At 63.2% G+C, this 24,709-nt stretch carries 21 protein-coding genes and 1 pseudogene; 6 read left to right on the top strand and 16 right to left on the bottom strand.

The annotated features are described in order from the left end of the window. Positions 1–8 precede the first annotated feature (8 nt). The 16 genes from D1Y84_RS07755 to D1Y84_RS07830 form a co-directional block, all read right to left on the bottom strand. Positions 9–989, bottom strand: coding sequence for a hypothetical protein (locus D1Y84_RS07755; protein WP_233581258.1), 981 nt, complete (start codon positions 987–989; stop codon positions 9–11). Next, the gene (locus tag D1Y84_RS07760) at positions 986–1,474 is read right to left on the bottom strand and encodes a hypothetical protein (RefSeq protein WP_124848003.1); all 489 of its coding nucleotides are present in this window, start codon (positions 1,472–1,474) and stop codon (positions 986–988) included. The genes D1Y84_RS07755 and D1Y84_RS07760 overlap by 4 nt, the downstream gene beginning before the upstream one ends. After that, positions 1,474–1,887 (bottom strand): hypothetical protein, encoded by a 414-nt coding sequence (locus D1Y84_RS07765; protein ID WP_124848004.1) that lies wholly within the window; start codon positions 1,885–1,887, stop codon positions 1,474–1,476. Before D1Y84_RS07765 ends, D1Y84_RS07760 begins: the two co-directional genes overlap by 1 nt. A gap of 48 nt (positions 1,888–1,935) precedes the next feature. Beyond that, positions 1,936–2,553 carry a hypothetical protein gene (locus tag D1Y84_RS07770; protein WP_124848005.1) on the bottom strand — a complete coding sequence of 206 codons (618 nt, stop codon included), beginning with the start codon at positions 2,551–2,553 and terminating at the stop codon, positions 1,936–1,938. A gap of 95 nt (positions 2,554–2,648) precedes the next feature. Further along, positions 2,649–3,617 carry a hypothetical protein gene (locus tag D1Y84_RS07775; protein WP_124848006.1) on the bottom strand — a complete coding sequence of 323 codons (969 nt, stop codon included), beginning with the start codon at positions 3,615–3,617 and terminating at the stop codon, positions 2,649–2,651. A gap of 108 nt (positions 3,618–3,725) precedes the next feature. After that, the gene (locus D1Y84_RS07780) at positions 3,726–4,196 is read right to left on the bottom strand and encodes a hypothetical protein (RefSeq protein WP_124848007.1); all 471 of its coding nucleotides are present in this window, start codon (positions 4,194–4,196) and stop codon (positions 3,726–3,728) included. Further along, a complete protein-coding gene (locus D1Y84_RS07785) occupies positions 4,187–4,786 on the bottom strand; it encodes a hypothetical protein (RefSeq protein WP_199726377.1) in 600 nt (199 codons plus the stop codon). Before D1Y84_RS07785 ends, D1Y84_RS07780 begins: the two co-directional genes overlap by 10 nt. 179 nt (positions 4,787–4,965) lie before the next feature. Continuing rightward, entirely contained in the window at positions 4,966–6,066 is a 1,101-nt protein-coding gene (locus D1Y84_RS07790; RefSeq protein WP_233581264.1) for a phage portal protein, read from the bottom strand. A gap of 356 nt (positions 6,067–6,422) precedes the next feature. Beyond that, complete coding sequence (locus D1Y84_RS07795) at positions 6,423–7,274, bottom strand: DUF3037 domain-containing protein (RefSeq protein WP_124848009.1); 852 nt, start codon at positions 7,272–7,274, stop codon at positions 6,423–6,425. A gap of 82 nt (positions 7,275–7,356) precedes the next feature. Then, positions 7,357–8,205, bottom strand: a complete 849-nt coding sequence (locus D1Y84_RS07800; RefSeq protein WP_370245807.1) for a HipA family kinase — start codon at positions 8,203–8,205, stop codon at positions 7,357–7,359. A 168-nt stretch (positions 8,206–8,373) separates the two neighbouring features. Beyond that, entirely contained in the window at positions 8,374–9,927 is a 1,554-nt protein-coding gene (locus D1Y84_RS07805; protein ID WP_124848011.1) for a terminase, read from the bottom strand. Positions 9,928–9,983: 56 nt separating this feature from the next. Then, positions 9,984–10,301: a hypothetical protein gene (locus tag D1Y84_RS07810; protein WP_124848012.1), complete on the bottom strand. Its 318-nt coding sequence runs from the start codon at positions 10,299–10,301 to the stop codon at positions 9,984–9,986. 67 nt (positions 10,302–10,368) lie between these two features. Beyond that, positions 10,369–10,557, bottom strand: a complete 189-nt coding sequence (locus D1Y84_RS07815) for a hypothetical protein (RefSeq protein WP_124848013.1) — start codon at positions 10,555–10,557, stop codon at positions 10,369–10,371. Positions 10,558–10,589: 32 nt separating this feature from the next. Then, on the bottom strand, positions 10,590–15,056 hold the full coding sequence (locus D1Y84_RS07820) for a glycosyl hydrolase family 28-related protein (protein WP_124848014.1): 4,467 nt from the start codon (positions 15,054–15,056) through the stop codon (positions 10,590–10,592). 146 nt (positions 15,057–15,202) lie between these two features. Next, on the bottom strand, positions 15,203–15,439 hold the full coding sequence (locus D1Y84_RS07825; protein ID WP_124848015.1) for a hypothetical protein: 237 nt from the start codon (positions 15,437–15,439) through the stop codon (positions 15,203–15,205). Positions 15,440–15,891: 452 nt separating this feature from the next. Further along, positions 15,892–16,557, bottom strand: a complete 666-nt coding sequence (locus D1Y84_RS07830; protein WP_158615375.1) for a trimeric intracellular cation channel family protein — start codon at positions 16,555–16,557, stop codon at positions 15,892–15,894. Between the two features lie 254 nt (positions 16,558–16,811). On the opposite strand from D1Y84_RS07830, the gene D1Y84_RS07835 reads away from it, so the two are divergent. The 6 genes and pseudogenes from D1Y84_RS07835 (at position 16,812) to D1Y84_RS07855 (ending at position 24,235) form a co-directional block, all read left to right on the top strand. Beyond that, positions 16,812–17,243: a VOC family protein gene (locus D1Y84_RS07835; protein WP_124848017.1), complete on the top strand. Its 432-nt coding sequence runs from the start codon at positions 16,812–16,814 to the stop codon at positions 17,241–17,243. A 259-nt stretch (positions 17,244–17,502) separates the two neighbouring features. Further along, positions 17,503–18,366 (top strand): annotated as a pseudogene (locus D1Y84_RS07840) (ATPase domain-containing protein); the annotation flags it as partial. A gap of 131 nt (positions 18,367–18,497) precedes the next feature. After that, positions 18,498–18,884: an ATPase domain-containing protein gene (locus D1Y84_RS18655; RefSeq protein WP_255424340.1), complete on the top strand. Its 387-nt coding sequence runs from the start codon at positions 18,498–18,500 to the stop codon at positions 18,882–18,884. A 46-nt stretch (positions 18,885–18,930) separates the two neighbouring features. Next, positions 18,931–20,958 (top strand): PAS domain S-box protein, encoded by a 2,028-nt coding sequence (locus D1Y84_RS07845; protein ID WP_124848018.1) that lies wholly within the window; start codon positions 18,931–18,933, stop codon positions 20,956–20,958. A gap of 68 nt (positions 20,959–21,026) precedes the next feature. Next, positions 21,027–21,458, top strand: a complete 432-nt coding sequence (locus D1Y84_RS07850; RefSeq protein ID WP_124848019.1) for a hypothetical protein — start codon at positions 21,027–21,029, stop codon at positions 21,456–21,458. A gap of 233 nt (positions 21,459–21,691) precedes the next feature. Next, entirely contained in the window at positions 21,692–24,235 is a 2,544-nt protein-coding gene (locus tag D1Y84_RS07855) for a TIM-barrel domain-containing protein (RefSeq protein WP_124848020.1), read from the top strand. Positions 24,236–24,709 lie beyond the last annotated feature (474 nt).

A 24,709-nucleotide genomic window follows, 5' to 3' on the forward strand; every position in this document is an offset into this window, starting at 1 on the left:
GTTCTCCTTCACGCACCTGCTACTGCAGCGGGAATATAGGTGCGATAGCAAACGCACTGCTCGTTGTCGTTCCCGTCCACAATCGGTAAAGCAACATATCTGCCAAGTGGAGATACCATGTCGAGCGCCGATGCAATGCCGACGATGGACTCACTGGATCCCTGACTGGCCTGGAGCCTTGGATAGTGCAGGAATAGCTTGTCTCCTTGCACTCCTTCGTAGAGAAACAGTGCAGACCACTCCTGGAAGAATGAGCCTCCCTCACGATCAACAAAACCCAGCACGGGCTGCATTTTCATCGACGCTGCAGGGGCCCCTGCGAGGAGTGGAGATGCCAGCAAAAAGCCTCCATCCGAAGTCAATGCTGCGACCCTGCTGATATTGAACGAAATGCGACGGACGTAATCAGGATCGCTTCCTACGGCGGCAACGTTCGGGACGTAGCCTCCACTCACCGCGCTGCCTACAAACCCTGTCTGCGTCGTGTAATCCACATCGACGACCACCAGGCTTCCAGCCTGAATGCTGGGCATCGACAATGACGGGTAAAGCAAAGTGCCAGTCGATGAACTCTGAAGGGCTACCGCAGCAATGCCTTTGGCACCAGAAGCGATCGCTGCTGAGGCACTACTCACCGGCGCTACCACGTTCATGTGCTGCGAGCCCGACGCCAGCGCCATCGCAAGCTTGCTCCAGCTTGCAAACCGAAACGCAACCGAAGCCGCTATCTTTTGTTTCGCTTGTATCTGCAACGTGCTTGGCACGCCAGTGTAAACGTCAAGCAGCGTGCTCTCGGAGGTGCGTGTGAATTCCGTAATATACCCAAGGTCAATCCATGGCGAGGGTGGTGCCCCTGTGTTCCACGCGCTGTTAACCGCTGGATCAAAGAGCGTTGGGGTGCCGGTACTTCGGTTGACGGGCGCGAAATAAGCGCGCACTTGCGACGCGATAAGTGGCAGCGAGGAGCTCGGCAAGATGCTGCTGCTCATGCCTCCCCCTTTTCTTCAAACGAGAAGACCGTGACCGTCACCGTTCGAAGCATCTGGTCTCTTTCCGTTTCAAGCACACCCCACTCCGGCACATTCCAGAAGACCTGCGTCTGCAGGGCTATAGCCGGAGTGCTGCTAAAGGACAGCTTGGGTGATCTGAGCGGACGCAGAATGTGCATGAGTTCGCGGTCCATTTCCGCTAGAGCTCTGCCGCGATCGAGCCCGGCGTAGGCCTGGCTGCCGCTGGTCGCGTATCGAATCTCACACGTCATGCTCACTAAGGGACGTGGTAAGTTGTGCAGAACGCTAAGTCCGCTCCAGCGCAGTACGAAAATGTCGTTCTGCATCTCGCTCACCGGGGCTTCCGAGGCCTCCACCAAAATGCCGGGGCGCTTCACTGCTCGGAGTGTCATAACCCTGTTTGGATTGAAGGCGAGGAGGCGATCTCGCAGAGCTATGTAGAAACTGTCTTGAGCGTCTTGCACTATGCCCCCTTTCCTTCTTGCAGCGCCGGTTGGGGCTCTGCTTCTCGCAGCAACATTCGATACATGATCGGTTCGCCTAACGACACAGAACTGGCCCACTCTTCTACCAGCAGGATCATCCCGGATACATTTACGCTTGCCACAAGAGAAAACAAGGCATCCGCAGAAACTAGGTCTAGCAGTGTCACTTGGTCTGCGACGGCAGACGCCGAAACCAGCAGTTCATACTTGGTGCGCTGATTCTCGGCCACGACCGGCCTCGTTCTTCGAAAAGTCACAGGCGCAACAGACAAGTCTTGGTAAGTCGGTATGTTCAGGCCAAGTTGGGCGGCATCGGTGCTGTCACCAACTGCCGCAGGTATGCGGAAGAGCGCGGTATATCCGCCGGTTGCGCGCAGCAACGAGTCTGCCAATCTCTGCCCGGCGCTACTCTGGTTGCGTACACTTGCGTCACTCACTTGTCACCCCAATCGATTTGCGACCCACGGCCGCAACAGCGTTTTCACTGTGCTGTCTACCAGTTGGTCTGAGAAGTACTGCACCTGCAACATATCCACACGGTTGGTTTTCACGTTCATGCTCGGCGTGCTCTGTGCACTCTTCACAATCAGGGCGCAGGCGCTCTTCACTGCGTCAGGAATCACACTCAGCCCAGCGGTGTATGTCACTGCCAGCTCATTAAAGGCCAGGCCCAGCACGCTGCAGGGCAGCGTGATCTCGCCATCAGGGGTCCAGTCAAGACTCGCAGGATCAAGGGCAACCCAACTTCTGGGAAGCGAGAACGCTTGCCACAACTCACCACAGTTATCAGCTAGTTCGCCTCGGCGTGGATGACTGTAACGCGCTTGAACCGATACGAACGGCAGGCTCCCAGGTGGTGCGGCAGCCAGTGGCAGATACGTCAGACGAACGGCCTGCGCTCCGCTTGTGATGCGCAGGCGTTCCGTATACTGCGCCACCGCGAGGCTCGCCCGCCGGCAATAAGCCTCCATCAGGGCAGATGCGACAGTAATCCAGTCATCGGTTGTGTCCGCGGATAGCCCATAACTCTCGTACTCGGTAGGCTGCAAATATCCCATGCCACTTCCTCTCAGGCAAAATCGCCCTCACTCACTGACAATGAAAAAAGGGGCTGCCCTTTGAGGGGTAGCCCCGTTTTTACCTTCGGCCATGGCTATCGATCGACCAGGACCTGAGCATGCGCGTAGCTCGCTCCCTTTACAACCACGCCTCCGAACTTCGCAACCACATACTGCGAAGCCAGTGAACCAGGAACTCCAAGCTGGAAGATGCGGGCGCTCGGATCGCCGAGCCAGTGATACTCAATCATGTCCTCCGTCACGATGTAAGCTGGCAGCACTGCGGAGCCCGAACCAGGCGTTCCGGTGTAGCTCAAAGTCCAGTCATGAATCAACGGAATCTCACCTGCCTGCGTCGAGAGTGTTTTCACGGTAAGTCCGGCCGAGACCTCCTTGGTGCTCAACACAACATTGAACTCTGACTTCATCTCGCGATCCAGCAGGTCGAGCAGCACCGGATTTGCGTAGATAGCCGTCGGTCGCACCTCGAAGCCGGAGTTCGACACCATCTGGGCGATGGTCGATTTCAGCCCGTCCGTGATGGAAGCACTGGTGCCGATCGTCACGCTGTTCCCGCCTGCGGCAATCTGTGCCGCCGCGCCGTAGTACTGCGTCGTCGTCGGTGCCGTCAGCGATGTATCCGAGCCGTTCCACAGCGCTACGTCGTGCGTCCGCAACACGCCATCCACGGTATCCAGAAGGTCTTTGGCCTGCAAATATGCAAACTGTTTCTGCTGTACACCCAGTTCCATATCAAAGAGGTTGTAGGAGAGCTGGGCGACAATCGCCTTCAGCGGAACGGAGCGTTCCACCCGCGTCGGCGTTACCACCGGGGCGGTAATGTTGCGCGGGTCCACAAAACCAGCCGTTCCAGGGGCCGGGATCGCCGTCTCTTCAAAGAAGCGGGACGGATGCCCGGTCGCCGGTACCTGGCGGATCCGCTGCCCAAAGGGGCCGCGACGCCGCACGATGTCTGTGATCTCACTCTGATACAGCGGTACTTCCACTGCGCCGGGTCCGATGTAGTCAGCTGCCGAGTGGATCTCCAGAAAATTCGCCTTCATGTTTCGTCTCCATGCCCATCAGGGCGGTTGTATTCCCCAGCACTTGCAAGCTCCTGCCTGCGAGCTTGCCCACAATCTTTGGCTGCTGTCAGCCTCATCCGCTGCGCTCTAGGGCGTCAGCGTGCCTGTGCGCAACATCTGCGACTTCACCGCGATCCTGTGTTCCACGCTCAACCCTGCGAGCGCCGCATCCAGGCTTTTCACGTCCACGATGTCGCCTCCCTCGATGCCCTGCTTCGCAAGCAGCTGCACCGTGGCTACAGGCAGCGTCTTGCGTACACCCAGGCTCTTAGTGGTGTTGCTTGAAGCTTCAAGCGAAGCCAGCGCACTCTCCGCTGCCTTCAGCCGTTGCTCCACACCGGCTGCCCGCTCCTCAAGCGCGAGTGCAACGCTGTGCTGTGCGAGCGAACCAGTCCCGCCTTCTACCGAGGCGGTGATCTTTGCAACCTCACCTTCGGCAGCATCTGTGGGTGCCGCCTCCGCCGGTATCAGCCGGCTCTCCAGCGCTCGCACGGCCGTCAGCACTTCTGCCATTGCGTTCTGCAATGCCTGCAATGTCTCGGTCACATTCAGCTCCATAAGGCTCCATATCCTCTCTGGCCAAGGCTCAATCCTTCACGCACCCCCGCTGGCAGCCCGTCGCCACCAGCAGACTCATATGCCGCGGCCAGGCTGCCGGTTCGGCATCTGTTCCGCAACAAGCGAAACGACGTGCCGCCGTAAGCGGCCTTATCCCGCAACAGCACTGCCGCCCCGGTAAACATCGCGCGTGTTACGGTCCACACGTCTGCCAGCAGATCCTCCACATGTGCTTCTGCCAGCTCGTAGCTCATGCCCATGCTGCCGACGGCGCTTAGTTCCAGCTGCTTAATCACTTCCGGGAAGTCGCGCCCATATACATAGCCGGCCACGCGCAACTCGCGTCCCACGACGTCCGCCTCCGTAATCAGTCCGCACTTGCGTCTCACATCGTGCCCGTCATACTCGGGTGTAAATCCGATGGCCATACCAAGCAGCGAAGGGAGTGCCTCCTTCGCAGCCTGGCTGGTCAACACCACCCTGTGTCCTTTCGCGCCGGACGGGGCCCGCGTGCTTGGCTCATCCACCGTGGTCAGCACCCCCTCAAACGCAATACGGTTCGGGTGGCCCGCCACCTCTGGAACCCTCATCCCCATGGCTTCCAATCGCATCCTGTCTCCCATTCCATTCCGCAACTCTTCCTGCCTTACTGCCTGGCCGCTGGCGCACCGGGCCGACCGCAACAGTCGCCCGCTCGCTCCCGACGGTCTGCGTCCTCTACCGCCTCCTCCTTCACACAGGTGTTCCCGCAAGGCGCTTGGTCGGAGCCTTACGGCGTCGCTGCCGCTACCAGCGGCGCCAGCCCCCGCATCGCTCGCACCTCGTTCACCGTCAGCACCCCGGCGGCGAGCAGTTGCGTCTGGATCTCGACCATTTCCAGCTCGTTCGGCGCTTCCAGTTCGTTGAACACGAACTCGAACTCGCGCCATCCCAGCCGCTTGGCGAACAGATCGCGTGTCACGTGTTCGCACAGCAGCCGTGCCAATGGCACCACTGCTGAGCGGAACAGTTCGTTGCTTTGCGCGTCTGCCGTCGACTGGTTCACATCCTGCTCCAACCCCAGCACCATCGGTGGCAAGCCAAACGCATTCGCCACCATCCGGATCAGGAACTCCTGCCAGCTCAGCCGCAGGTCCGCATCCGTGCCGGCGGCAAAGCGCAGCACCTGCGGCTGCTGCTCGGTGCTGAGGATCGGCACCCGCCCGGTGCCTTCCATCTCGTCCTGCCACCAGCGCAGCATTCGATCCTGCTGCTCCGGCGTGGTCTCCCCCATCCACAGCGCATACGGCACCACCGCGTTGCTCGCCAGTCTGCCCGCATACCGATGCGCCGCCAGAAAGCTGTTGATCGTTTCGAAAGCCACTTCGAGCGGGCCCAGCCCAAACGGCGTATGTGTGCGCGGGTTCATGCGCAGATACATCAACTCGTCGTCGGCCAGCATGACCTGGCCGCTCTCGCCCACCAGGCCTGTTCTTTGTGCAAACCGCGCCGAGCCAGGCTCGCCATCCCACTTCGGATTGATTTCGATCGTCGCCCCGTCCACCGCCCACAGCCGGAAGGGCTGCGTCTGGTCTCCTGTCAGCTCCATCTCGATTGCGCCGAACCCACCCACCAGTGCATCCTCCAGCACCTGCTCCAGCAGGGAGCGGAACGAGTCCGACGCATTGGGTTCCTCGAGTGCCCTCCGCAGCGCTCCGAGTTTCTCCTCCAGGTTCTCCACGTCTTCGGGGCGCACCGAGCGTTTCAGCCGCACCTGCCAGTCCAGGCTCGCTATCCGGTCCTTGATCACGTTGATCGCGCGGCGCGCTACTGGCGTCTCCGCAAAGCGCCGCAGCGCAGCCGGCGAACTCTTGGGGAGCGCCCTGTTCACTGCCCCATATGGCTGCAACAACGCTGGAAGCGCTACCGACCTGCGCTGCGCCTGTGCCTCCCAGCTCTGCCCGCTCCACAATCTCCGCACCGCTCCTGCTAGCCCCACATCGTCCCCCTTCTTTCGGGCAAGCAAAAGCGGTGTGGCCTTAAAGGCCACACCGCTTTTGCCTGCTGCACCAACCTCTGAAATCTCGAACCGTTCGCCCGCGGCGAAAACACCTCGTCGCAGATCGCACCCCGTCGCAGGAGCCTTCAACCAAACGACCACCCGCAAACGCTTACCCTTGTGACACGTCATGCTCAGCAGAATTTCGCAACAGCAATGCTGTGCTGCCCCGCGGTGCCGTGCCTGCTCTACTCGCGCAGCATCTCCTGGCGCGCTGTATGCGCCATCCTTCCCATGTCTGCCGTGGTCATCACCCGGATCTGCTGCGCTTCCATCGTCTCCACGGCAAATCGGTAGTGCGCCGTTACATCATCCTCGCCATCCTCCCCTGCCCGCACCTCGCGCAGTGGTTCCACCACTGCCGTCATCTCCAGCGTGGCCCCCTCCACTCGCGCCACGCCTTGGCGGATCGCCGGCATCGAGAACGCCAGTACCTTGGCCAGCTCCGTCTCGCTCTCCAGCGACACCGCGTGAAACATCCGGATCACTCCATTCGGCCGGTATCCACAGTCGATCCGCAACGGGTCTCCCGGCTTTGTGTAGGTCGACGCCGCGATCCGCTTCCGCATCAACTCCCACACCCCCGCCTGCTCAAACCCGCGCCGCATCGCGCCCTGGATCTTGGCGCGCCCGCTCTGTCGCCGCACCGACTCACGCTTCCGCGATTCCACGTACACGCGCATCAGCGACTCGATCTCCGCAATCATCGACTCCGCCAGGCAGCCCTTCGCCTCCGTCACCTGCAGCATGTTTGAAAACGAATCCTCGATCACCTCCAGCACCGGTTTCATCCCGTCCTGCGTGCCTTCCAGCAGCCTTGCCCGCAGCTCCCCTTCGAGCCCCTCAAGCATCTCCGTATCGGCCTCCGGGTCTACGCAGCGCACCCGCGACCAGTCCCGCGTAAACCGCAGCATGGGCGCATTGACCACCCCGGCCGCCGCTGCTTCGCGCAGCAGCACCCCGATGTTCACAAACTCGTTCTTGACCGGATCCGGCACATACCGTACCAGGAAGAACTCGCACTGCTTGCGCCCGTTCACGTCTTCACACCTCGATGCCGCTTCGCAGGGAACTACTCAACACATGCCGGTGCAGCCCTTGACAGCCGCCACACCCTTGCTCTCACATCGTCCACCGCGGCTCCACGAACAGTCTCTTCTTGATCTCCGCTTCGCCCCGCATCCAGTTTGGGAATGGCTGTCGGCTCGACTCCCGAAATGCCCCGATCAGCTCCGGCACCCGCGTACGCCGTTCCAGCAGCCGTTCTACCAGCTGCTCCAGCTCGCTCATCGCCCCGCCATACCACTCCGGCGGAATCCCCTCCGCCACGCCCCACACCGCCTGCGGATCTAGCTTCTCCAGCCGGCTCATCCATGGCTCGAAACTCTGCCACCCCGTCACCCCGGCATACACCAGGTTGCGCGCATACACCCCGCGCAGCGGTGCATCGTTCAGCGTCCAGTCGCCCGCATTGCAGCAGTATCCCTGGTCGATAAACGTCGCTTCGTAGCGTTTCTGCCGTGGTCGCTTATGAAACACCGCCTGGCGTCCATTGGCATTGCACGTCCACTTGTCCAGCACCAGCATCCCGGCAAACTCGGCAAGGTTCTTCACCTCGGCCAGCTGCGTTTCCGGTAGGTAGTCCACCGTTTGCCCCGGCATCAGGCCACCCACCAGCCGCGAACCGAACTGCAGCCCCGCCCGGCAGGGCTCCGTCACCTGGTCGCGCAGATCCAGGGTCAACTCCCGGGTCTGCCCGATCAGCCACTCCGACACCTCCACCACGTCGCAGTGCGGCACCGTCAGTCCCAGTGCCGCCGCCAGCCTGGTGCCCAGCATCTCCCCCACCAGCACCCGCAGATGCTGCGGATTGTTCTGAAACTTCACCACGTACGCATGCCCATCCGAGCCCAGCATCAGGTGGCTCTGCGCGCCGCCCCGCATCTTTCTGATCTGCTGCAATGCCGTCACTGCCAAGCCAGCCTCACCACCTTATACGCCACCGTTGCACGCACAGGAACCCCACTGTTCTTAGGCTATCAACTTCACCGCAAACTATGTGCAACCGTTGCGAGACAAAATATACGCCAATAGCAAATCAATCAGCCGCTGCCTCTGCGCCTTGCATCGCGCCGTGCTCTAGGCCCGGTACCCCATCAACTCCGGCCGCACCGCCATCGCGATCGCCATGGCCATCACGCAGTCATCGTGCGCGCCACTCTGCGCCCCTGTCCTGCCGTTCGGCAGCCGCACAAAGCTCCGGCACTCCCGCAGCAGCCGCTCGCTCTGGAACAGTTCCGGTTGCTCCACTAGCATCGCGCCCAGGATCGCCAGCATGCCGGGCCGCGACGACGACGACGTCAGCCACCCCTCCTGCCCGCCCTGCCGCACCGCCGTCTTCGCTCCGGTAAACGCATGCTGCTGCGTCACCACGCGCGCCCCCTGCCGATAAATCCGCCGCTCGTCCATCATGCTGCTCAGGTGCGCGAGCACCCCGGCCCCATGGTTGTTGCGTTCCACAACCACCCACGCCAGGTTGTACTCCCGGTGCAGCGTGGCCACTGCCTGCGCCATCTCCAGCACCGTCTTCTTTGCCCGCAACTCCGCGCACTGTAGGCCCGAAGCGATCTCCACCACCTGTGCCACCGAGTAGTCGCCGCCCGCACCGCCGCCCGCCGTATCCACCGAGATCAGGTACTTCCTGCCCTCTGCCGGCGGCAACCACACCAGCAGCGCTCCATGCTGCCGCCTCGCCATTGGTTCCCCGATCTCCCGCAGCCGCGCATCAATCGCCGTCACTTCAAACACGCAGTCCCCGCTTGCCGCAAAACAACTCTCCGCATCCTCGGCAAACTCCTGGCTGGCCAGCTCACGAAACCCTGCCCGCAGCCGCCGCCGGTATCCGATCTGTCGCATCGTCAATCCATGCTGTTCGCAAAGCCGCCGCTCGTCCTCGTCCAGCGACTCTTCTGCGACCGCATCGGCGACATACGCGCGCTCCCACCACCAGGGAAAGAAGTGCCGCACCGTGCCTGTCTCCTCCGCTCGCTGCCACTCCTCCCAGAAGCACCCCTGCGCTCCCTGCGGCGTCGACTCCAGTACCAGCTCTCCCTCGGGAGCCAGCGCCGCCTTCAGCCCCTGCAGCACCGCCGTCGCATCGCCTGGCCACCGCGCCACCTCCGAGCAGTGCAGGTTGGTGATCGTCAGCCCACGCCCCGCGTTCTCATCACTCGCGCTTTCCACGCGAAACCCAGAGTCCAGCATCGGGAAATAAATCTCCCGCGCATTCGCCTTGGAGGTTCGCAGCGCTCCCTCCCGCAAAAACTCCGGCAGCAGTTGCAGAAAGCGATGCGCCATCCCGAAGATCGCCTCTGCGGCATCCTGCGTGTGTGCCACCTGCACACTCAACGTGCCTGGCACCGTCATCGTCTTCAGAAACAGCCGCGCCGACACCCACGTGCTGATGCCCATCTGCCGCGCTTTCAACACCACGTTCCGCTGCCCACGGCGCTGCTCAAACGCTTCCTGCGCCTGGTTGGGACGAAGTCGCACCACCACTCCGTCCCGTCCCCGCACCCGCAGCAGCGACTCCGCTAAGAACGCCGCCACGGATCGTCCGCCAAGCGCCCGTGGCCGCGTATCCAGCATCCGCCCATAACGCACCAGCTCGTCCAGATCGTCCTGCACACCCATCTGCCCTCTTCTCCCACCCGTGGCTTGATGTCACTCCCGCCGGACCATGCGCCTGCCTACTCCACGTGCACCACGCCGCTCGCCGTCAGCTTCGCTGTCATCGCTTGCGCCCTCTCCAGGTCCCCTGCCGCGGCTTTCGCGCCATGGTCCGGCTGAAAGAGGTTCAGCATGCGGCTCACTACGACCCCCAGCACTTCATGCTTCCTTGCCATCAGTGCCGTGTTCGTCGAGATGGTTTCGTCTTCCTGGCCGCCCAGCGCAACGTTCGCCGCGATGTCCACGGCCACCAGCACCCGCAGCAGGTACGACTCGTGCCGGGCCTGCCCTTCCTGCCTCAGGGTCTGCGCCGCATTCAAGGGTGTAATCACATCCATGGCTTGCTGCCTCCTTGGCAACACTTGGCAATTTGCTGCTCCACTCTCAGCCAAAACCCCGGGCTCCTTAAACCCAGCGGCCGTTCTCATCCCGGCGTTGCTCCGCCGGTGCTACTGCGCGCGCGGGCTCCACCGCAACACCCTGCGCACGCATCGCGTCGCCGTGGTTCTCCACCCGTCCCACACCCTGCGCCCCGGCCTTTGCCGGAACCTCCACTGTGCGCACCACACCATCCTTCGCTTGGTAAACCTTCATCGTGACCTCTCCTGTGTTGTGTTTTGCCGCTGTTAGTACGCGTACCAGTTCGAGTCCGGCCCACACACCAGGCTCCGCTTGCCCGCGCTCCCGATCACCAGCGTTGTCGCCGTTGCTCCCTGGTAATCAATCAACTGCGCGCTCACCGTCGCCAGTGTCACGGCATTCGTCGAGGTATCAGACTTCACCACCGTCAGCTCCAGGCCCGTCGGTGACGCCTTGTCCGCCATCGCCGTGTAGCAGCTCGGCAGCGTGATCGTTTGCGCCCCGCTCGCCGCGTTGGCGATCACGTTCTTGTTCGCCGTCGTCAGCGTCAGCGTCGTCGCCGTGTTCAACACGGTAGAGAGTGCCAGGCCCCCCGCAGACTTGATCGTGCCCTGGTACGTAATGTTGAAGAACGGCATCTGCCCCGCGATGTGCCCGTCGAACAGGTCGCCTAGGTATCCCGTGTACTCCTGCGCGCTGTATGCCGAGTACGTGGCTGCCGCCGCCTTTGGCGCCGCCCACACCGCCGACACCGCTCCATTGCCCGGTGCATTGTTGCTTGCGCCGCCTCCACTGAAGCCCGTGGTCGTTGCCGGCTCCAGTGACTGGTAGTAATTGCCACAGCCTGTCAGGTGATGCACACTCGCGTTCACGGGCGGCACCCCCGATGCGCTGGCATAGTTGATCCAGTTCACGCTTGAGGACATTCCCAGGCAGCTCACATCTCCGATCATCAGTCCATTCGTAACCGTCGCTGCGACCGATGCGAAATTTGCCGCAGGAAAGCTCGTCAGCTCCGGCCATTGCACGTGGCCGCCATGAATCTCCACGCCGTTGGCCCCGACGTAAAACGCCGACACCGCCGGAGAATCCGCATACGTGTCCGTCCACGTCGATCCGGCGCCTCCCGTGTCGTACACCACGTAGTTCGTCGCATACGAAGCATTCGCCGCTGTGCTGGCGGTTGCCGTGTTCGAGCAGGGTGCCGTCGTGCACGTGTACGGATACCCGAACCCGTGGATCGCCCAGCCCGTATTGCCCGTGCCCTCGTTCCACACCGCCGCCGTCAGGGCATTGCGCACCAGCACCGTGTGCATCACAGAGTCGATCGCTGTTTTCTGCAGATGCACCCCGTACGCCGGCCTCGTTGCCGGGGTAAACGCCGCGCTCGAGTAACTCACCGTTATGTTGCTCAGCAGCGAATTCATCTGGTGCGTACCGCTCGTCTCCCCCAGCAGGATCCCCTCGGCCGTCGTATCGTTTACGGCCACCGTGTCCAGCAGTAAACCGCGCGCCCATTGGAACTCAAAGCCGTGCGTTGCATTCTTCCCTGCCAGCACGTTCAAATCCTTGAACGTGCAGCCCTCGGTGAGTGTGGTGTTGCCCAGCAGGAACACATCTCCGTTCAATGCTGCCGGCACCGTGAGCGTTGTGGCCGTAGAGGTAATATCAGACCCCACGGTGGTTCCTGCGGATCCGATCACGCTCACACACGCCCCGTTCGTTGGCTCGGTCATCGTCGCCGTCACCGGGTAGGCTCCAGGTCCCAACCAGATTGTCTGGTTCCTGCCTGTGCTTGTTGCCGCCGCAATCGCGGCTGTCCATGCCTGGTTCAGGGTCGTGTACGTCAATCCATCCACGGTTACGGTGCTGTTCACCTTGCTCGCCGTCAGCGCGCCTCCGACACGTGCGCTGCCACTCGCAGTCAGCAGCCCTGTAAATGTGCCGGTTCCAGTGACAGATGTGTTCCCGCCTGCCGAGAGGTTGCCCGTCACCGACACCGCCGCGCCCGCGGTCACCGCTCCGGTCACCGCCAGGCTGCTTCCAAACTGTGCCGGTACGCTCGCTGTCATGGAGCCTGTGCCCTGGCCCGTGACTTTGAACATATTCACCCAGGACGACCCGTTATACGAGTCGTACTCGATGCCCGGTCCGTACTGCGTGCCGCTGCCACTCGCATTGCCGGGGCCGCCTCCGGTACAGAACCGGTTCGCTACGTGTCCACCATCCGTCACCGGCGTATCAAACAGGCAGTACAGGTTCTGGTACTGCAGTCCGTTCATGTACGACCCATACTGCTGGTATGGACCAAACACCGACGTGTGCTTGTGGTACACCCCGCGCGCCGAGTCCCACAGTATCTCGCCATCCGCCATCGACAGGTTCACCGCCGCCACGCCGTTCGGGTATGTCGGCGCAAACACCACGCTTCCACCCGTCGCGCCCGCAATACTCACCTGCTGCCCGCTGGTCTGGTACTGCACCGCCGCCTGGCTTTCCACTCGCTCCGGGTCAATCGGTCCTTCAATCTCGATAGCCGCCCGGTGCTCCGCAACCACCATGCCCACCGCCGGGTTGCTGCCGTTGCTGAACATTTCCATGTGCCGCATCTTTAGGTAAGCCGTGGCTCCATTCACCGGGTCGTTCGGGTCATTGAGCGGCGCGTAAAAGCCCACCTTGTTCGTTGCCGGCGTACTCGTCGGGCTCTGCACGTCCGGCATGTAGCCCACAATCACCTCGCCGCACGCATTGGAGGTCGTCTGGTTACAGGCTGCCTGCCAGCCGCCCGCTGTCTGCGGCCCCTGCACCTGGTTAATATGCACGCCATCCATCTCCAGCGACGCACCGCCCGACGAGTACTCCTCAACCACCGATCCCGCCGGCCACACCGTTCCCGCCGGTGCGCTACCACCGTTGTTGCGGCCGCCCGGCTGCAGATGCATAATGCCATCCGGCGTAAAGCCCTCGGCATTCACAATCTCGTACTGGTTCTGGTTCAGCCCGCTCACATACGCAGAGGCCGCGGTGCTCGCGCGGTTGTAATCCTGCGGCAGGATCACGTACGGGTGGTAATTCCCGTCATTCACCGTTGCATCCGCTGCCGTGCCAAACCCCTGCGGCATCCAGCTCGGGTCGTTCACCGTCGCCGTCAAGCCCGTTCCACTCAATGCGCCCGTCAGGAACGTCTGCTCGCCCTTGCCGCCAACAATGTACGCCCGGTTCGTCGACAGCACCGTGCTTCCGCCAAAGTACTCTTCCTCGTGGTAGAAGTTCTGGAACCGCACCACCGTTCCCGACCAGATCTTCACCCCGGACAGCATCCACGTCGACTTCACCGAGCCGCCGATAAAGCTAACGTTCACAGCTTTATCAATATGGATCTGCCCACGTGGATCCGGCAGAATCGTCGTAGGGCTCGATGTGGTTCCATCTGCCGCAAACTGCCCGTTCGTGCAGTTGATCGAGTAACACCAGTGACCCACGATCGGTTGGCCATTGCCGTTGTCCGCCGTCTGCCCCGCTTCAATAATGTGTGTGTTGTAGAAGTAGTCTTCGTTGGAATCGCCGCCCATGATCAGCGGCCAGCGCACTTGGTAAAACGACAGGTCATACGTCGCCACGCGCTCCGAGCCACCGTTCATCTGCAACCCGCGTCCGCCGTTGTTGAAGAAGTGCAGGTTGCGCAGCGTAAACCAGCCCGTGTTCAACTCCAGCAGCGTGCCCGCCGTCGCCTTGCCCGTGCCCTCGAGCGTCAGGTTCTCCACGCCGCCATAGCAGCTATACGTAGAGCAGTTAATGCTGTTGTAAACCGTGATCAGCGATGCCGTTGGATCGGTCTGCTGCAGAATCGCCCCGCTCCTGCCATCGCCGATCAACTGCATCTGCCCCGGCATCCGCAGCGTTCCGCTGATCTTGTAGTGGCCCGGCGGCACATACACCGCGGGGTAGTTGTTCTGGTTCGAAGGCGCCTGCGTAAGTGCAAACGCAATCGCCGCCTGGATCGCCGCCGTTGAGTCCTTCACGCCCGTCGGATCCGCGCCGCCGGCAAAGTCCGTTGCCCGCACATCCACCCGCGGCAGCTTCGCAATTTCGTTCGCCATCCCCAGCGTTCCCGTCACGATGCCCCCACTCAGCGGCACCGCCGTCGCCACTGCCGTATCGACGTAATGCTTCGTGCTCGCCTGGGAAGCCGCCGTCGGATCCGCGCTCAACGTCAACGGTCCCGCCAGGCTGCCACCTGCCAGGGGCAAAAAATTCCCTACCGTGGGCGCGATCGTCGCCACCAGGTTGTCCACATAACTCTTGCTCACGCTCTGCACCGCCATCATCGATGGCTCCAGCTCAGCGCGCACACTCGCGATCGTCGCGGTAGCCGCCGCCGGCACTGTCCAGAACTCGCGGTTCGCCGCGCCATCTCCCAGGTGATACACCACCGTGTAGTACGTGCCCGAAGGGCTCGCTCCCACGTTCGGCGCCAGTTGCATCGTGGCGAATCCGTCGCTGCCCAGCGCCACCGTCAGGCTCCCCGCCGCGACCGCCTGGTTCGCCGCCGTCACAAACGCCGGCCAACTCACCAGCATCGTCCCCTGCGCCGGGGTTCCATCCGCCCGGTACACCGTGCCCTGCACGGTAGTGGTTGCGACCTGCGCCCGCACCACCCCACTCACCAGCAGCAACCCCAACAGCAAACCCTGCGCCACCGCAAGGCGTAACCAAGTTCTCCGGCTCTTCATCTGCTCTCCAAGTCGTTGCTGGCTACCTAACCTCACAACCAACCCCCGATTCCTGCCCGCCCTGCCCTGGGTCTTCCCTGCAAGACCCAGGGCCACGCACACCCACACGCAACTGAAACAACAACACGCACAAACACGCGGCGCCTCTATTCTTCCGAGCCGCCTGCCATCTGCGCCGCACCGTCCACCTGCATCGCCTGGTCGCCGCCGAGACCACCCGGCAACTGCTCCATCAACAACTCCGCCAGGCTTGCCTTGGCTCGCTGCTGCTCAGCGGTAGTCTGCCGCGGCATGTTCTTCTCCATCACGCCCCACAGCCACTTCGTATGGATCAGGCTGCCTTCCTTTGCCTTCGCCACCGTAGCCTTCACAATCTGGGGCATCGCCGCCACCACCTGCGCCTGCACTTCTTCCTCCGCGGTGCGCGTACCCTTGCACCGCGTTCGTACTCTGGTTCCACGCGTCCCTCGCGTTACCGCCCCCGTCGCCTTTTGTTGCTCCGCATCCCCTTGCGCTTTTGTCTTCACTCGCACCATCCAGAAAAAAGAACCAGCCAGAGAAACAAAAAAAGGGAAGCAGCCCCGGAGGGCACTTCCCTTTTGCAGTCGATCTCTAATACCACTCTACCGATGCGTGCGAATTACAGTGCCACAAAGCCACAATCTTTTTGGCGACGCAGTGCCAGTCCCGCACAGCTGCCTCATTTCGAACACAGCCACTATTTCCACTCTACCCGCGTGCATACAATTCCTGTGCAATCCTGCGGCAACCTAAGCCTTCGCTCCGAATCCGGACATGTATCGGCAACCCGCGCGTCAGCAATGATCGCTCGCGCCTACTGAACGGAACTCTCAGTCTCCCGCAACGCACCAGTCCGCCAGTTCAGCAGCATGCTCAAGATCCGCAGCGTAAAGCCGATCAGCGCCGCTGCCGACACGCACCAGGCGTCCGGCAGGTCTAGCCAGTCCAGCAACAGGTAGCTACCCGCGGCTGCGGCCGCGGCAATCGCATAATAGTTCCCGCGCTCAAAGACCTTGGGTGTGGTACCGCTCAGCACATCGCGCAACGATCCTCCACCCACCGCCGTGGTCACCCCGAGCATCAGCGCCGGCAGCCACTGCACACCAAACGCCTCCGCCCGCGCCGTGCCCGCCACCGCAAACAGCGACACTGCCGCCGCGTCCACGTACAGCAGCACCCGCTGCGTCCGCTTGCCGATTCGCGCACCCAGCAGCAGGGTGCACGCTGCCGCGCCCAGCGCCGTGTACAGGTAGCCCACATCCACCAGCGCGAGCGGTGGCCCTACGCCCAGCAGCACGTCGCGCACAATGCCGCCGCCCAACGCCGAACACAGCGCCAGTCCAAACGCTCCAATAATGTCGTACTCGTAGCGCACATGCTCCCGCGCATGCAGCGCACCGCCAATACTGCCCACCGCAATGCCTGCGAAGTCCAGTACCGAGATCAGCGATTGCAGGTGAATGCGTGGATGCGGCAGCACAGCGGTCCCTCTTTCCCGGCGCACAGCGCGCTTCCCGTAGCATAGCCGTCATCGACTCCCGGGCTGCTTTTTGCTGGCGCCCAAAAAAGGCCGCGGCGTACACTTCCCACGTCCCGGCGCTGCTGTCTGCGTTCGCGCCCTGTTCCGCGCTTTCATCCTGCGCTGTCGCTCCGGCTCGCCAGGCGACCCCGCCATCCATCCGCACCCCAACCATTGCGCCCTGCGATTCCCCTACGGGGCCGGAGCGACCTCCTATGAAAGCCTTCGTCCCCTACCTGCTGTTCAACGGCAACTGCCGCAGCGCCGTGCAGTTCTACGCGGAAGCCTTCGGCGCCCATGTGCACGTCTCCACCTACGCCGAGAGTGGCGAGCAGAACCCCGCCGTCGCTCCGCTCGTCATGCACGCCAAGCTCACCGCCCCGGCCCTTGACCTCATGGCCTCCGACTGTCCGCCCGACCGCGCCGTGCCCGCCGGCCGCTCCGTCGCGCTTTCCGTCGACTGTGAATCGCCCTCCGAGCAGGACCGGCTCTTTGCCGCTCTCGGCGACGGCGGCACCGTCACCATGCCCCTTCAGAACACCTTCTGGGGTGCCCGCTTCGGCATGCTCGACGACCAGTTCGGCATCCCCTGGATGTTCAACTACGATCTGCCCGCCAGCGAGCGATCTCAGCCCCCCAGTGCCTGATGTCCGTCCCACACCCTTTTCGGGGTGTGGGGCACCCACCCCGCCGGCTCGTTCCACCCCCTCTACACCAAACGTCGCGGTACCAAGGCCACCCTGCAAATTTCATCGCATCACCATGTTCCGACCTCACAGTGAGAACATGGAATTCATGGCGTCCTCTCCCAGCACCGCACCTGCGCAGCCGTTTGAACCCGCGCGCATCTCCACCGGCGTTCCCGGCCTTGATGACGTTCTTTTCGGTGGCCTTCCCTCCGGCCAGATGTACCTCATCGAAGGCGACCCGGGTACCGGCAAGACCACGCTTGCCATGCAATTCATCATGGAAGGCGTCCGTAACGGCGAGTCGGCGCTCTACATCACGCTCTCCGAGCCCAGGTCTGAGCTCCAGGCCTCGGCCCGCTCGCATGGTTGGGACCTCGCGCATCTGCCGATCGCCGAGTTCGTCCCCGCCGAAGCCAGCCTTTCGCCCGAGCAGCAGTACACCGTGTTTCACCCCAGCGAAGTCGAACTCGCCGAGACTGTCCGCAAGCTCACACTGCTGATCGATGAGCGCCGGCCACAGCGCCTCGCCATTGACTCGCTCTCCGAGTTGCGCCTGCTCGCCTCCGACATGATGCGGTACCGCCGGCAGCTCCTCGCGCTCAAGCAGTTCTTTGCCGGTCGCGACACCACCGTGCTCCTGCTTGACGACCGCTCGGCCGAAGGCTCCGATCGCCAGCTTCAAAGCATCGCCCACGGCGTCATTCATCTCGAAAAGGTGCAGCGCTCCTACGGAGCCACCCGCCGCCATGCCGAGATCATCAAGCTCCGTGGCTCCGCCTACCGCGAGGGCTTCCACGACTACACCATCATTCGCGGCGGCCTCTGCATCTATCCCCGCCTTGTTGCCTCCGAACATGAAGCCGCCTTCCCGCCCGATAAACTTTCCAGCGGACTCCCCACCCTCGACTCCATGTTCGGCGGCGGCATCCTTCGCGGCTCCTCGGCTCTGGTCGTAGGCCCCACCGGCTGCGGCAAGTCCTCTATTTGTATGCAGTACGCGTTTGCTGCCGCTCAACGTGGTGAGCGCTCCATCGTCTACGCCTTCGACGAAGGCGTCCGGATCGCCATCGATCGCGCCCATGCCCTGGGCATGAACGTGCAGCAGGAGATCGATCGCGGCACCTTGGCGATCTTCCAGGTCGACCCCGCCGATCTTTCCCCGGCGAGCTCGCTTGGCGCATCCGCCGTGACGTCGAACAGTTCGATACCCGCGTGGTCGTCATCGACAGCCTCAACGGCTATCTCAACGCCATGCCCGGCGAGCGCGATCTCACCCTCCACCTGCACGAGCTGTTCGCCTATCTCAATCAGAAGGGCCTTATCACCTTCATCACCATGACCCAGCACGGGCTGGTCGGCAGCATGCACACCGACGTGGATGTCTCCTACCTCGCCGATACTGTGGTGCTGCTCCGCTACTTCGAGGCCAGCGGCCAGATCCGCCGCGTCGTCTCCGTGCTCAAACAACGCGTCGGCCAGCATGAGCGCTCGCTGCGTGAATTCAGCTCCGGTCCAAATGGCATCGAGGTAGGCGAACCGCTCAGCGGCTTCCGCGGCGTGCTTTCCGGCATCCCAAACCTGCAGGAGCATCAGAAGTAAGCCCGTCCCCACGGACCACTCTGCACTCCCTTAAGGACGCTTCCTCATGTGCCTGGCTGTACGCGTGTTTGCGCCCACGGGTCGCGACGCAGAACTTATCGTGAAGCTGCTCCGGCAGGGCAGTCTGCATGCTGAAGCATGTTCGGATCTGCCTGCGCTGCTTGCATCCCTTGGCCCCGATCCCGTCGGTCCCCTGCTCATTGCCGAGGAGGCCCTCACGCCCGCCTTCGCCCGGCAGCTCGCCGAACTCATCGCTATCCAGCCCGCCTGGTCTGACCCGCCCCTGCTCATCCTCACGCGGCCCGGTCGCGAAGTGTCGCTCCCCCAGTCCATCCAGTCCCTGCTGGCCGCTACCTCCCCCGTGCTGCTCGAGCGCCCCATCCGCACCGCCAACCTCATCAGCAGCGTGCAGGCTGCGGTGCGCGCCCGCAAGCGCCAGTATGAGGTCCGCGACGCCCTGCTCGAGCGCGACAGCGCTCTTTCCGAGCTCGCCCGCGAACGCGAGACCCTGCAGGCCATTCTGGACAACCTCCCCGTGGGCATCGTGCTCTGCGATGAGCACGGCCGGATCATTCTGGGCAATCGCTCCGTCGAAGCCATCTTCCGCCATCCCGTCATCGCTTCGGAAAGCATCGAGGCACATGAGGACTGGATCGCGTTTCATCCCGACGGCCGTCGCGTGCGTGGCGAGGAATATCCACTCGCCCGCGTGCTCAAGTCCGGCCACGCCCTGCCGCCCGAAGACTACCTCTACCAGCGCGGGGATGGCACCCGTGCCTGGGTGCGCCTCGCCGCCGCACCCATCCTCCACAGCAACAGCACTGTCACCGGCGCGGTCGTCGCCATCTCTGACATCGACCAGCAGAAGCGCTCCGAAGCCGCCCTGCGCCGCTCCGAGTCCCGCTTCCGCACCCTGATCGACAACAGCAGCGTCGGCGTCCTCATCGGCGACATGCACGGCGGCATCTCCTACATGAACCCCACGCTGCTCAGCCTGCTCGGCTACAGCCGCTCCGATGTCGAGAATGGCCAGGTCCGCTGGAGCGATCTCACGCCTGCCGGCTACGCTGACCTCGACCAGCACGCCATCGAGCAGCTCGAGGCCACCGGCGTCGCCCAGCCCTACGAGAAGGAATACCGCGCCCGCGACGGCCACCTCATCCCCCTGCTTCTCGGCGCCACCGTCATCCCCACCTCGGCCGACGCTTCGCAGATCTCCGGCATTGCCCTTGAAGCTGCCGATGGCAGCTCCGAAGCCTCTGCCCAGATCGCCGTCTTCCTCACCGACCTCACCACCAAGAAGCAGGCCGAAGCCGCCCTCATCCAGAGCGAGAAAATCGCTGCCGTCGGCCGCCTGGCCGCGTCCATTTCCCACGAAATCAACAACCCACTCGAGGCCATCACCAACCTGCTCTACATCGCCCAGCACAGCTTGGCTCAGCCCGGGCACAACCTTGACCTGGTCCGCGAGCGCCTCCAGCAGGCCGATCAGGAGCTCGCCCGCGTCTCCCAGATCGTCACCCAGACCCTGCAATTCCACCGGCAGTCCACCCGCCCGCGCTGCGCTCTTCCTGACGTGCTGGTCGACTCGGCCATCTTTCTTTACACCGGGCGTCTGGCCAACTCCCACATCGAGCTCATCCGGCAGCAGCGCGGTGCCACTCCCGTGCTCTGCTATGAGAGCGATCTCCGCCAGGTTCTCAACAACCTCATCGGCAACGCCATCGACTCCATGCGCACCGGTGGCCGCCTCCTGCTGCGCACCAGCCGCGCCCGCCTTTGGCGCACCGGCACGCCCGGCATCCGGATCACGGTGGCCGACACCGGTCACGGCATGCCCCCTGACGTGCTCGCCCGTATCTTCGAAGCCTTCTACACAACCAAGGGCAACAACGGCAACGGACTAGGCCTCTGGATCTCGCTCGGCATTGTGGAGAAACACGGCGGTCGACTGCAGGTCCGCTCCACCACTCGCCTCGCCAATGCCCCTGGACCATCCGGTACCGTGTTCTCCCTGTTCATTCCCGCCGACACCGTCCCCGAGCCCCAGATCAGCACCGCCGACCTGCCCTAGCAAGGCACGCACCCCGGCACCTCCCGGCATCCCACCATCAGCACCTCCATTTTCAGAAGGACCTCATCATGCCCGCGTCCACCGCTCGCGCTGCCAGGGCCACATCCTCCCCACTCCCCCGGGTCATCAGCCCGTTCGCCCATGGCATCATCGACTACGCGCACGTCGCCTTCTTCTGCACGGTCGGCCTGCTCTGCCGCCGCACCAACAAGCGTGCCGCTGCTGCTGCTTTCACCACCGGCGGCTTCATCCTCGCGCAGTCGCTCCTCACCGACTATGAGTTGGGCGCGCAACCCCTCATTCCCTTCGAAACCCACGGCACCATGGACACGGCTTTCGCCGCAGGCTCCTGGCTCATCCCCGTGCTTTTCGGCTTCGCTGAGACCCGGGCCGCCCGCGTCTTCCAGCTCAACTCGATCGCCGAAGCCACCGTCGTCGCCTTGACCGACTGGGACAACGCCACGGCGCAGCGTGAGCGTCGCGAGGGCGCCTCGCTCTAGCGCCAATCATCGGGCGCCCTCGGGCCACCTGCCCACCCCTCAGGGGGCCCACTGTTTTCCGTCGCGCCCGCGCCAATTTGCAACAGTGACGACGCCAGTTGCGCACGCCGACCAGCCAGCGTGCCCGCGCCTCGCCTGCTTTGACACCCCAAACACCCTGCCCCTACAATTCGTGGCGTTCCGCGAGCCGCTCCCGCGCCCGCACCGAACCAATCTCGCCATCGAGAGCGTGCATGCCACTGCGATCCAAGAGCCAGCCTTTCTTCACCGCGCTGCGACTGTTTCACCAGTCCGGCAGCAACGCACCGGCACTCTCCCGCGCCATCCCGCTGCTCCTCTTCGTACTCGCCGCCGCGGCCCCGCTCCACCTGCTCGCGCAGGCTACACAGTTCACTCTCGATCGCGACCGGCGCACCATCGTCCTCGAGCCCTACGCCCCCAACATCATTCGCGTCACACTTTCCAGGCAAAAGAGCATGGCAGCCACGCCTCCCGGTTACGGCATCGTGGGCGCACCATCCATGACCGGTTGGACCCACACCACCGACGCTGCCGGCAACGAGGTCTTCCGTTCCGCCCAGCTCGTCGTCCAGCTATCCCCCGAGCACCCTTCCCCGGCACTCGAACCCAAACGCATGCCGCTCGACGACCTCAACAACCAGTTGCGCGAACACTACTTCGGCGGCGGAGGCGGCTCCGGCAATCGTCATGCGGATGACGTCCTTTCGGTCGCCACCCCGGCCGGCAAGTCGCTGCTCACCATGCGCACCTGGTCGATGACCCCCAACAAGCCCGACCCGGCCGCCACACACGCCAACCACGCCAACCACACCACCGACGAAGGCGACCGCGTCGCCGCAACCTTTGACGCGCCCGCAGGCGAGCACTACTACGGTCTCGGCCAGCAGCAGGGAGGCTTCCTGGACCTGCGCGACCATCAGATCCGCTGCTGGCACGACTACGTCGCCCCCGGCGGCCAGAGCGTCTGCGTTCCCTTCATGGTCTCCTCCCGCGGCTACGGCTTTGTCTGGGATAACCCCTCAAAAACAACCATCAACCTCGGCTTCAACCAGCTCAACACCTGGTCCTCCGAGATCGGCGACCGGGTCTCCTTCTTCGTCATCGCCGGTGATGCCGCGGCCGGTACCAACTCGGCTACCAACACCATGGACTCCGTCTACCAGGGCTACCGCCAGCTAACCGGCACCACCCACCTCCTGCCCAAAGGCACCTACGGCTACATCCAGAGCAAGGCCATCTACCCCACGCAGGAGCAGGCCCTCGCCGTCGCCAAGGGCTATCGCGATCGCAACCTTCCCCTCGACGTCCTGGTCGTCGACTTCCTCAACATGACCCGCCAGGGTGAGCTCGATCTTGACCCCGCTCGCTGGCCCGATCCCGCCGGCATGAACGACCAGCTCCACTCCATGGGCGTCGACACCCTGCTCAGCGTCTGGCCCCACTTCGCCCCCGGCACCCGCTATTACGACATGCTGCGCAGCAAGGGCTGGCTCATCCACAAGCCCGACGGCACGCCAGATTTCGGCGGCTTCAAAGACGCCATCGGCCCCAATATCGACACCACCAACCCCGATGCCGCGAAGTGGTGGTGGGAGCAGATTCGCGACCGCTACATCAAGCCCGACCACTTCGACTACCTCTGGCTCGACGAAACCGAGCCCGACATCGATCCCTCTGGCGACGTCTTCTCCGTCGGCTCTGGCGACCGCTTCTACAACGTCTACCCGCTCTTCCACACCGCGTCCGTCTACGAAGGTTTCCGCCGCGACTTCGGCGACAGCCGCCGCGTTATGATCCTGGCCCGCGCCGCCTACTTGGGCGCCCAGCGCAACGGCACCATCTTCTGGTCCTCCGACATTGTCTCCACCTGGGACATGCTCAAGCGCTCCATCCCCACCGGCCTCAACTTCACCGCCACCGGCATGCCCTACTGGGACACCGACATCGCCGGCTTCTTCTCCCCCACCGTCCCTGCCGACTACCACGCATCGCACCGCCCGCTCATCGACGGCTCTGACGTGCGCGGCACCATCGGCAACTACGAGGACTACCCCGAACTCTTCGTCCGCTGGTTCGAGTGGGGCGCCTTCCAGCCCATCATGCGCGCCCACGGCGAGCGCGACCACAACGAGGTGTGGTCCTACGGCAGGCAGGCCGAGCCCATCCTCTCCAAGTACCTGAAGCTCCGCTATCAGCTCCTGCCCTACACCTACTCACTCGCTTACGCGAGCTACCAGACCGGCGCGCCCTACACCCGCGCGCTCTTCATGGACTTCCCCGACGATCCCAACGTCGCCGACATCCCCGACGAGTACATGTTTGGTCCCGCTTTCCTGGTCGCCCCTGTCACCGAGCAGGGTGCGACCAGTCGCAAGGTCTACCTGCCTGCCGGTACCGACTGGTACAACTACTGGACCAACGAACGCACCCCCGGCGGCCAGACCATCACCGTCAACGCCCCCATCGACACGCTGCCGCTCTTCGTCAAGGCCGGCTCCATCGTTCCGCTCGGCTCCCCGATCCTCAGCACCCACCAGTCCCAGTCCATTGCATCCGTCCGCGTCTACCCCGGCGCCGACTCCACCTTCACCCTCTACACCGACGACGGCACGACCTATCGCTACGAGGCAGGCAACAACGCCGCCAGCTCCACAACCCGGCTCCACTGGAACGACGCAAAGCACACCCTCCAGCACGAGGGCCCTGCCGCCTGGACCGCCCCCGACAAGCAGGTCGTGGAGGTCATCGGCCACTAACCCTGTACCGGATCCTGAGACTCCAGCCGGCAGCGCCACAAGCTGCCGGCTTTTCTGTATCTGTCGATCACGGCAGGCAGTGCCTGCCCGTTCGAGAAACACCGCCACTCGCGCGCAATGCAACCCAGCGCACCACCAGTGAACTGGCGCTGACACGATCAATCCGCATTTCCAACGGGATCCCTCCCGCTCGCGACACCCTTGCCTGTATTTCTTCAGTCGAGCCAGTATGTGTCGCAGCCGTGATAAGCGCAGTTGGAAATTACAGAAGTGTCGCTCAACAGCGTTTGGCTCGTCACCGCGCTGTTGTCAAATCTCGAAGCCGGCAAATGCCAGCCTGAGAGCCCTTGACCCTTTTAGATGCGAACGAAACCCCGTGCCCGGCAAAAGCGGCGTCGCCCAACTGTCGCATAACCCCTTCCTGGTTTTGTGCACTCAGCCGTGGCATATAGCAATCTTGTGTCTCGTGATCTT

This window comes from Acidipila sp. EB88, assembly GCF_003858395.1.
Lineage (GTDB): Bacteria > Acidobacteriota > Terriglobia > Terriglobales > Acidobacteriaceae > EB88.

What these genes read in the sequence shown, in the direction of transcription:
- D1Y84_RS07755 (WP_233581258.1), bottom strand. Translation starts at nt 989, where the DNA reads ATGAGCAGCAGCATCTTGCCGAGCTCCTCGCTGCCACTTATCGCGTCG.
- D1Y84_RS07850 (WP_124848019.1), top strand. Translation starts at nt 21,027, where the DNA reads ATGCCCGCGTCCACCGCTCGCGCTGCCAGGGCCACATCCTCCCCACTC.
- D1Y84_RS07825 (WP_124848015.1), bottom strand. Translation starts at nt 15,439, where the DNA reads ATGCCCCAGATTGTGAAGGCTACGGTGGCGAAGGCAAAGGAAGGCAGC.
- D1Y84_RS07845 (WP_124848018.1), top strand. Translation starts at nt 18,931, where the DNA reads ATGTGCCTGGCTGTACGCGTGTTTGCGCCCACGGGTCGCGACGCAGAA.
- D1Y84_RS07820 (WP_124848014.1), bottom strand. Translation starts at nt 15,056, where the DNA reads ATGAAGAGCCGGAGAACTTGGTTACGCCTTGCGGTGGCGCAGGGTTTG.
- D1Y84_RS07805 (WP_124848011.1), bottom strand. Translation starts at nt 9,927, where the DNA reads ATGGGTGTGCAGGACGATCTGGACGAGCTGGTGCGTTATGGGCGGATG.
- D1Y84_RS07835 (WP_124848017.1), top strand. Translation starts at nt 16,812, where the DNA reads ATGAAAGCCTTCGTCCCCTACCTGCTGTTCAACGGCAACTGCCGCAGC.
- D1Y84_RS07780 (WP_124848007.1), bottom strand. Translation starts at nt 4,196, where the DNA reads ATGGAGCTGAATGTGACCGAGACATTGCAGGCATTGCAGAACGCAATG.
- D1Y84_RS07770 (WP_124848005.1), bottom strand. Translation starts at nt 2,553, where the DNA reads ATGGGATATTTGCAGCCTACCGAGTACGAGAGTTATGGGCTATCCGCG.
- D1Y84_RS07810 (WP_124848012.1), bottom strand. Translation starts at nt 10,301, where the DNA reads ATGGATGTGATTACACCCTTGAATGCGGCGCAGACCCTGAGGCAGGAA.
- D1Y84_RS07815 (WP_124848013.1), bottom strand. Translation starts at nt 10,557, where the DNA reads ATGAAGGTTTACCAAGCGAAGGATGGTGTGGTGCGCACAGTGGAGGTT.
- D1Y84_RS07775 (WP_124848006.1), bottom strand. Translation starts at nt 3,617, where the DNA reads ATGAAGGCGAATTTTCTGGAGATCCACTCGGCAGCTGACTACATCGGA.
- D1Y84_RS07855 (WP_124848020.1), top strand. Translation starts at nt 21,692, where the DNA reads ATGCCACTGCGATCCAAGAGCCAGCCTTTCTTCACCGCGCTGCGACTG.
- D1Y84_RS07785 (WP_199726377.1), bottom strand. Translation starts at nt 4,786, where the DNA reads ATGAGGGTTCCAGAGGTGGCGGGCCACCCGAACCGTATTGCGTTTGAG.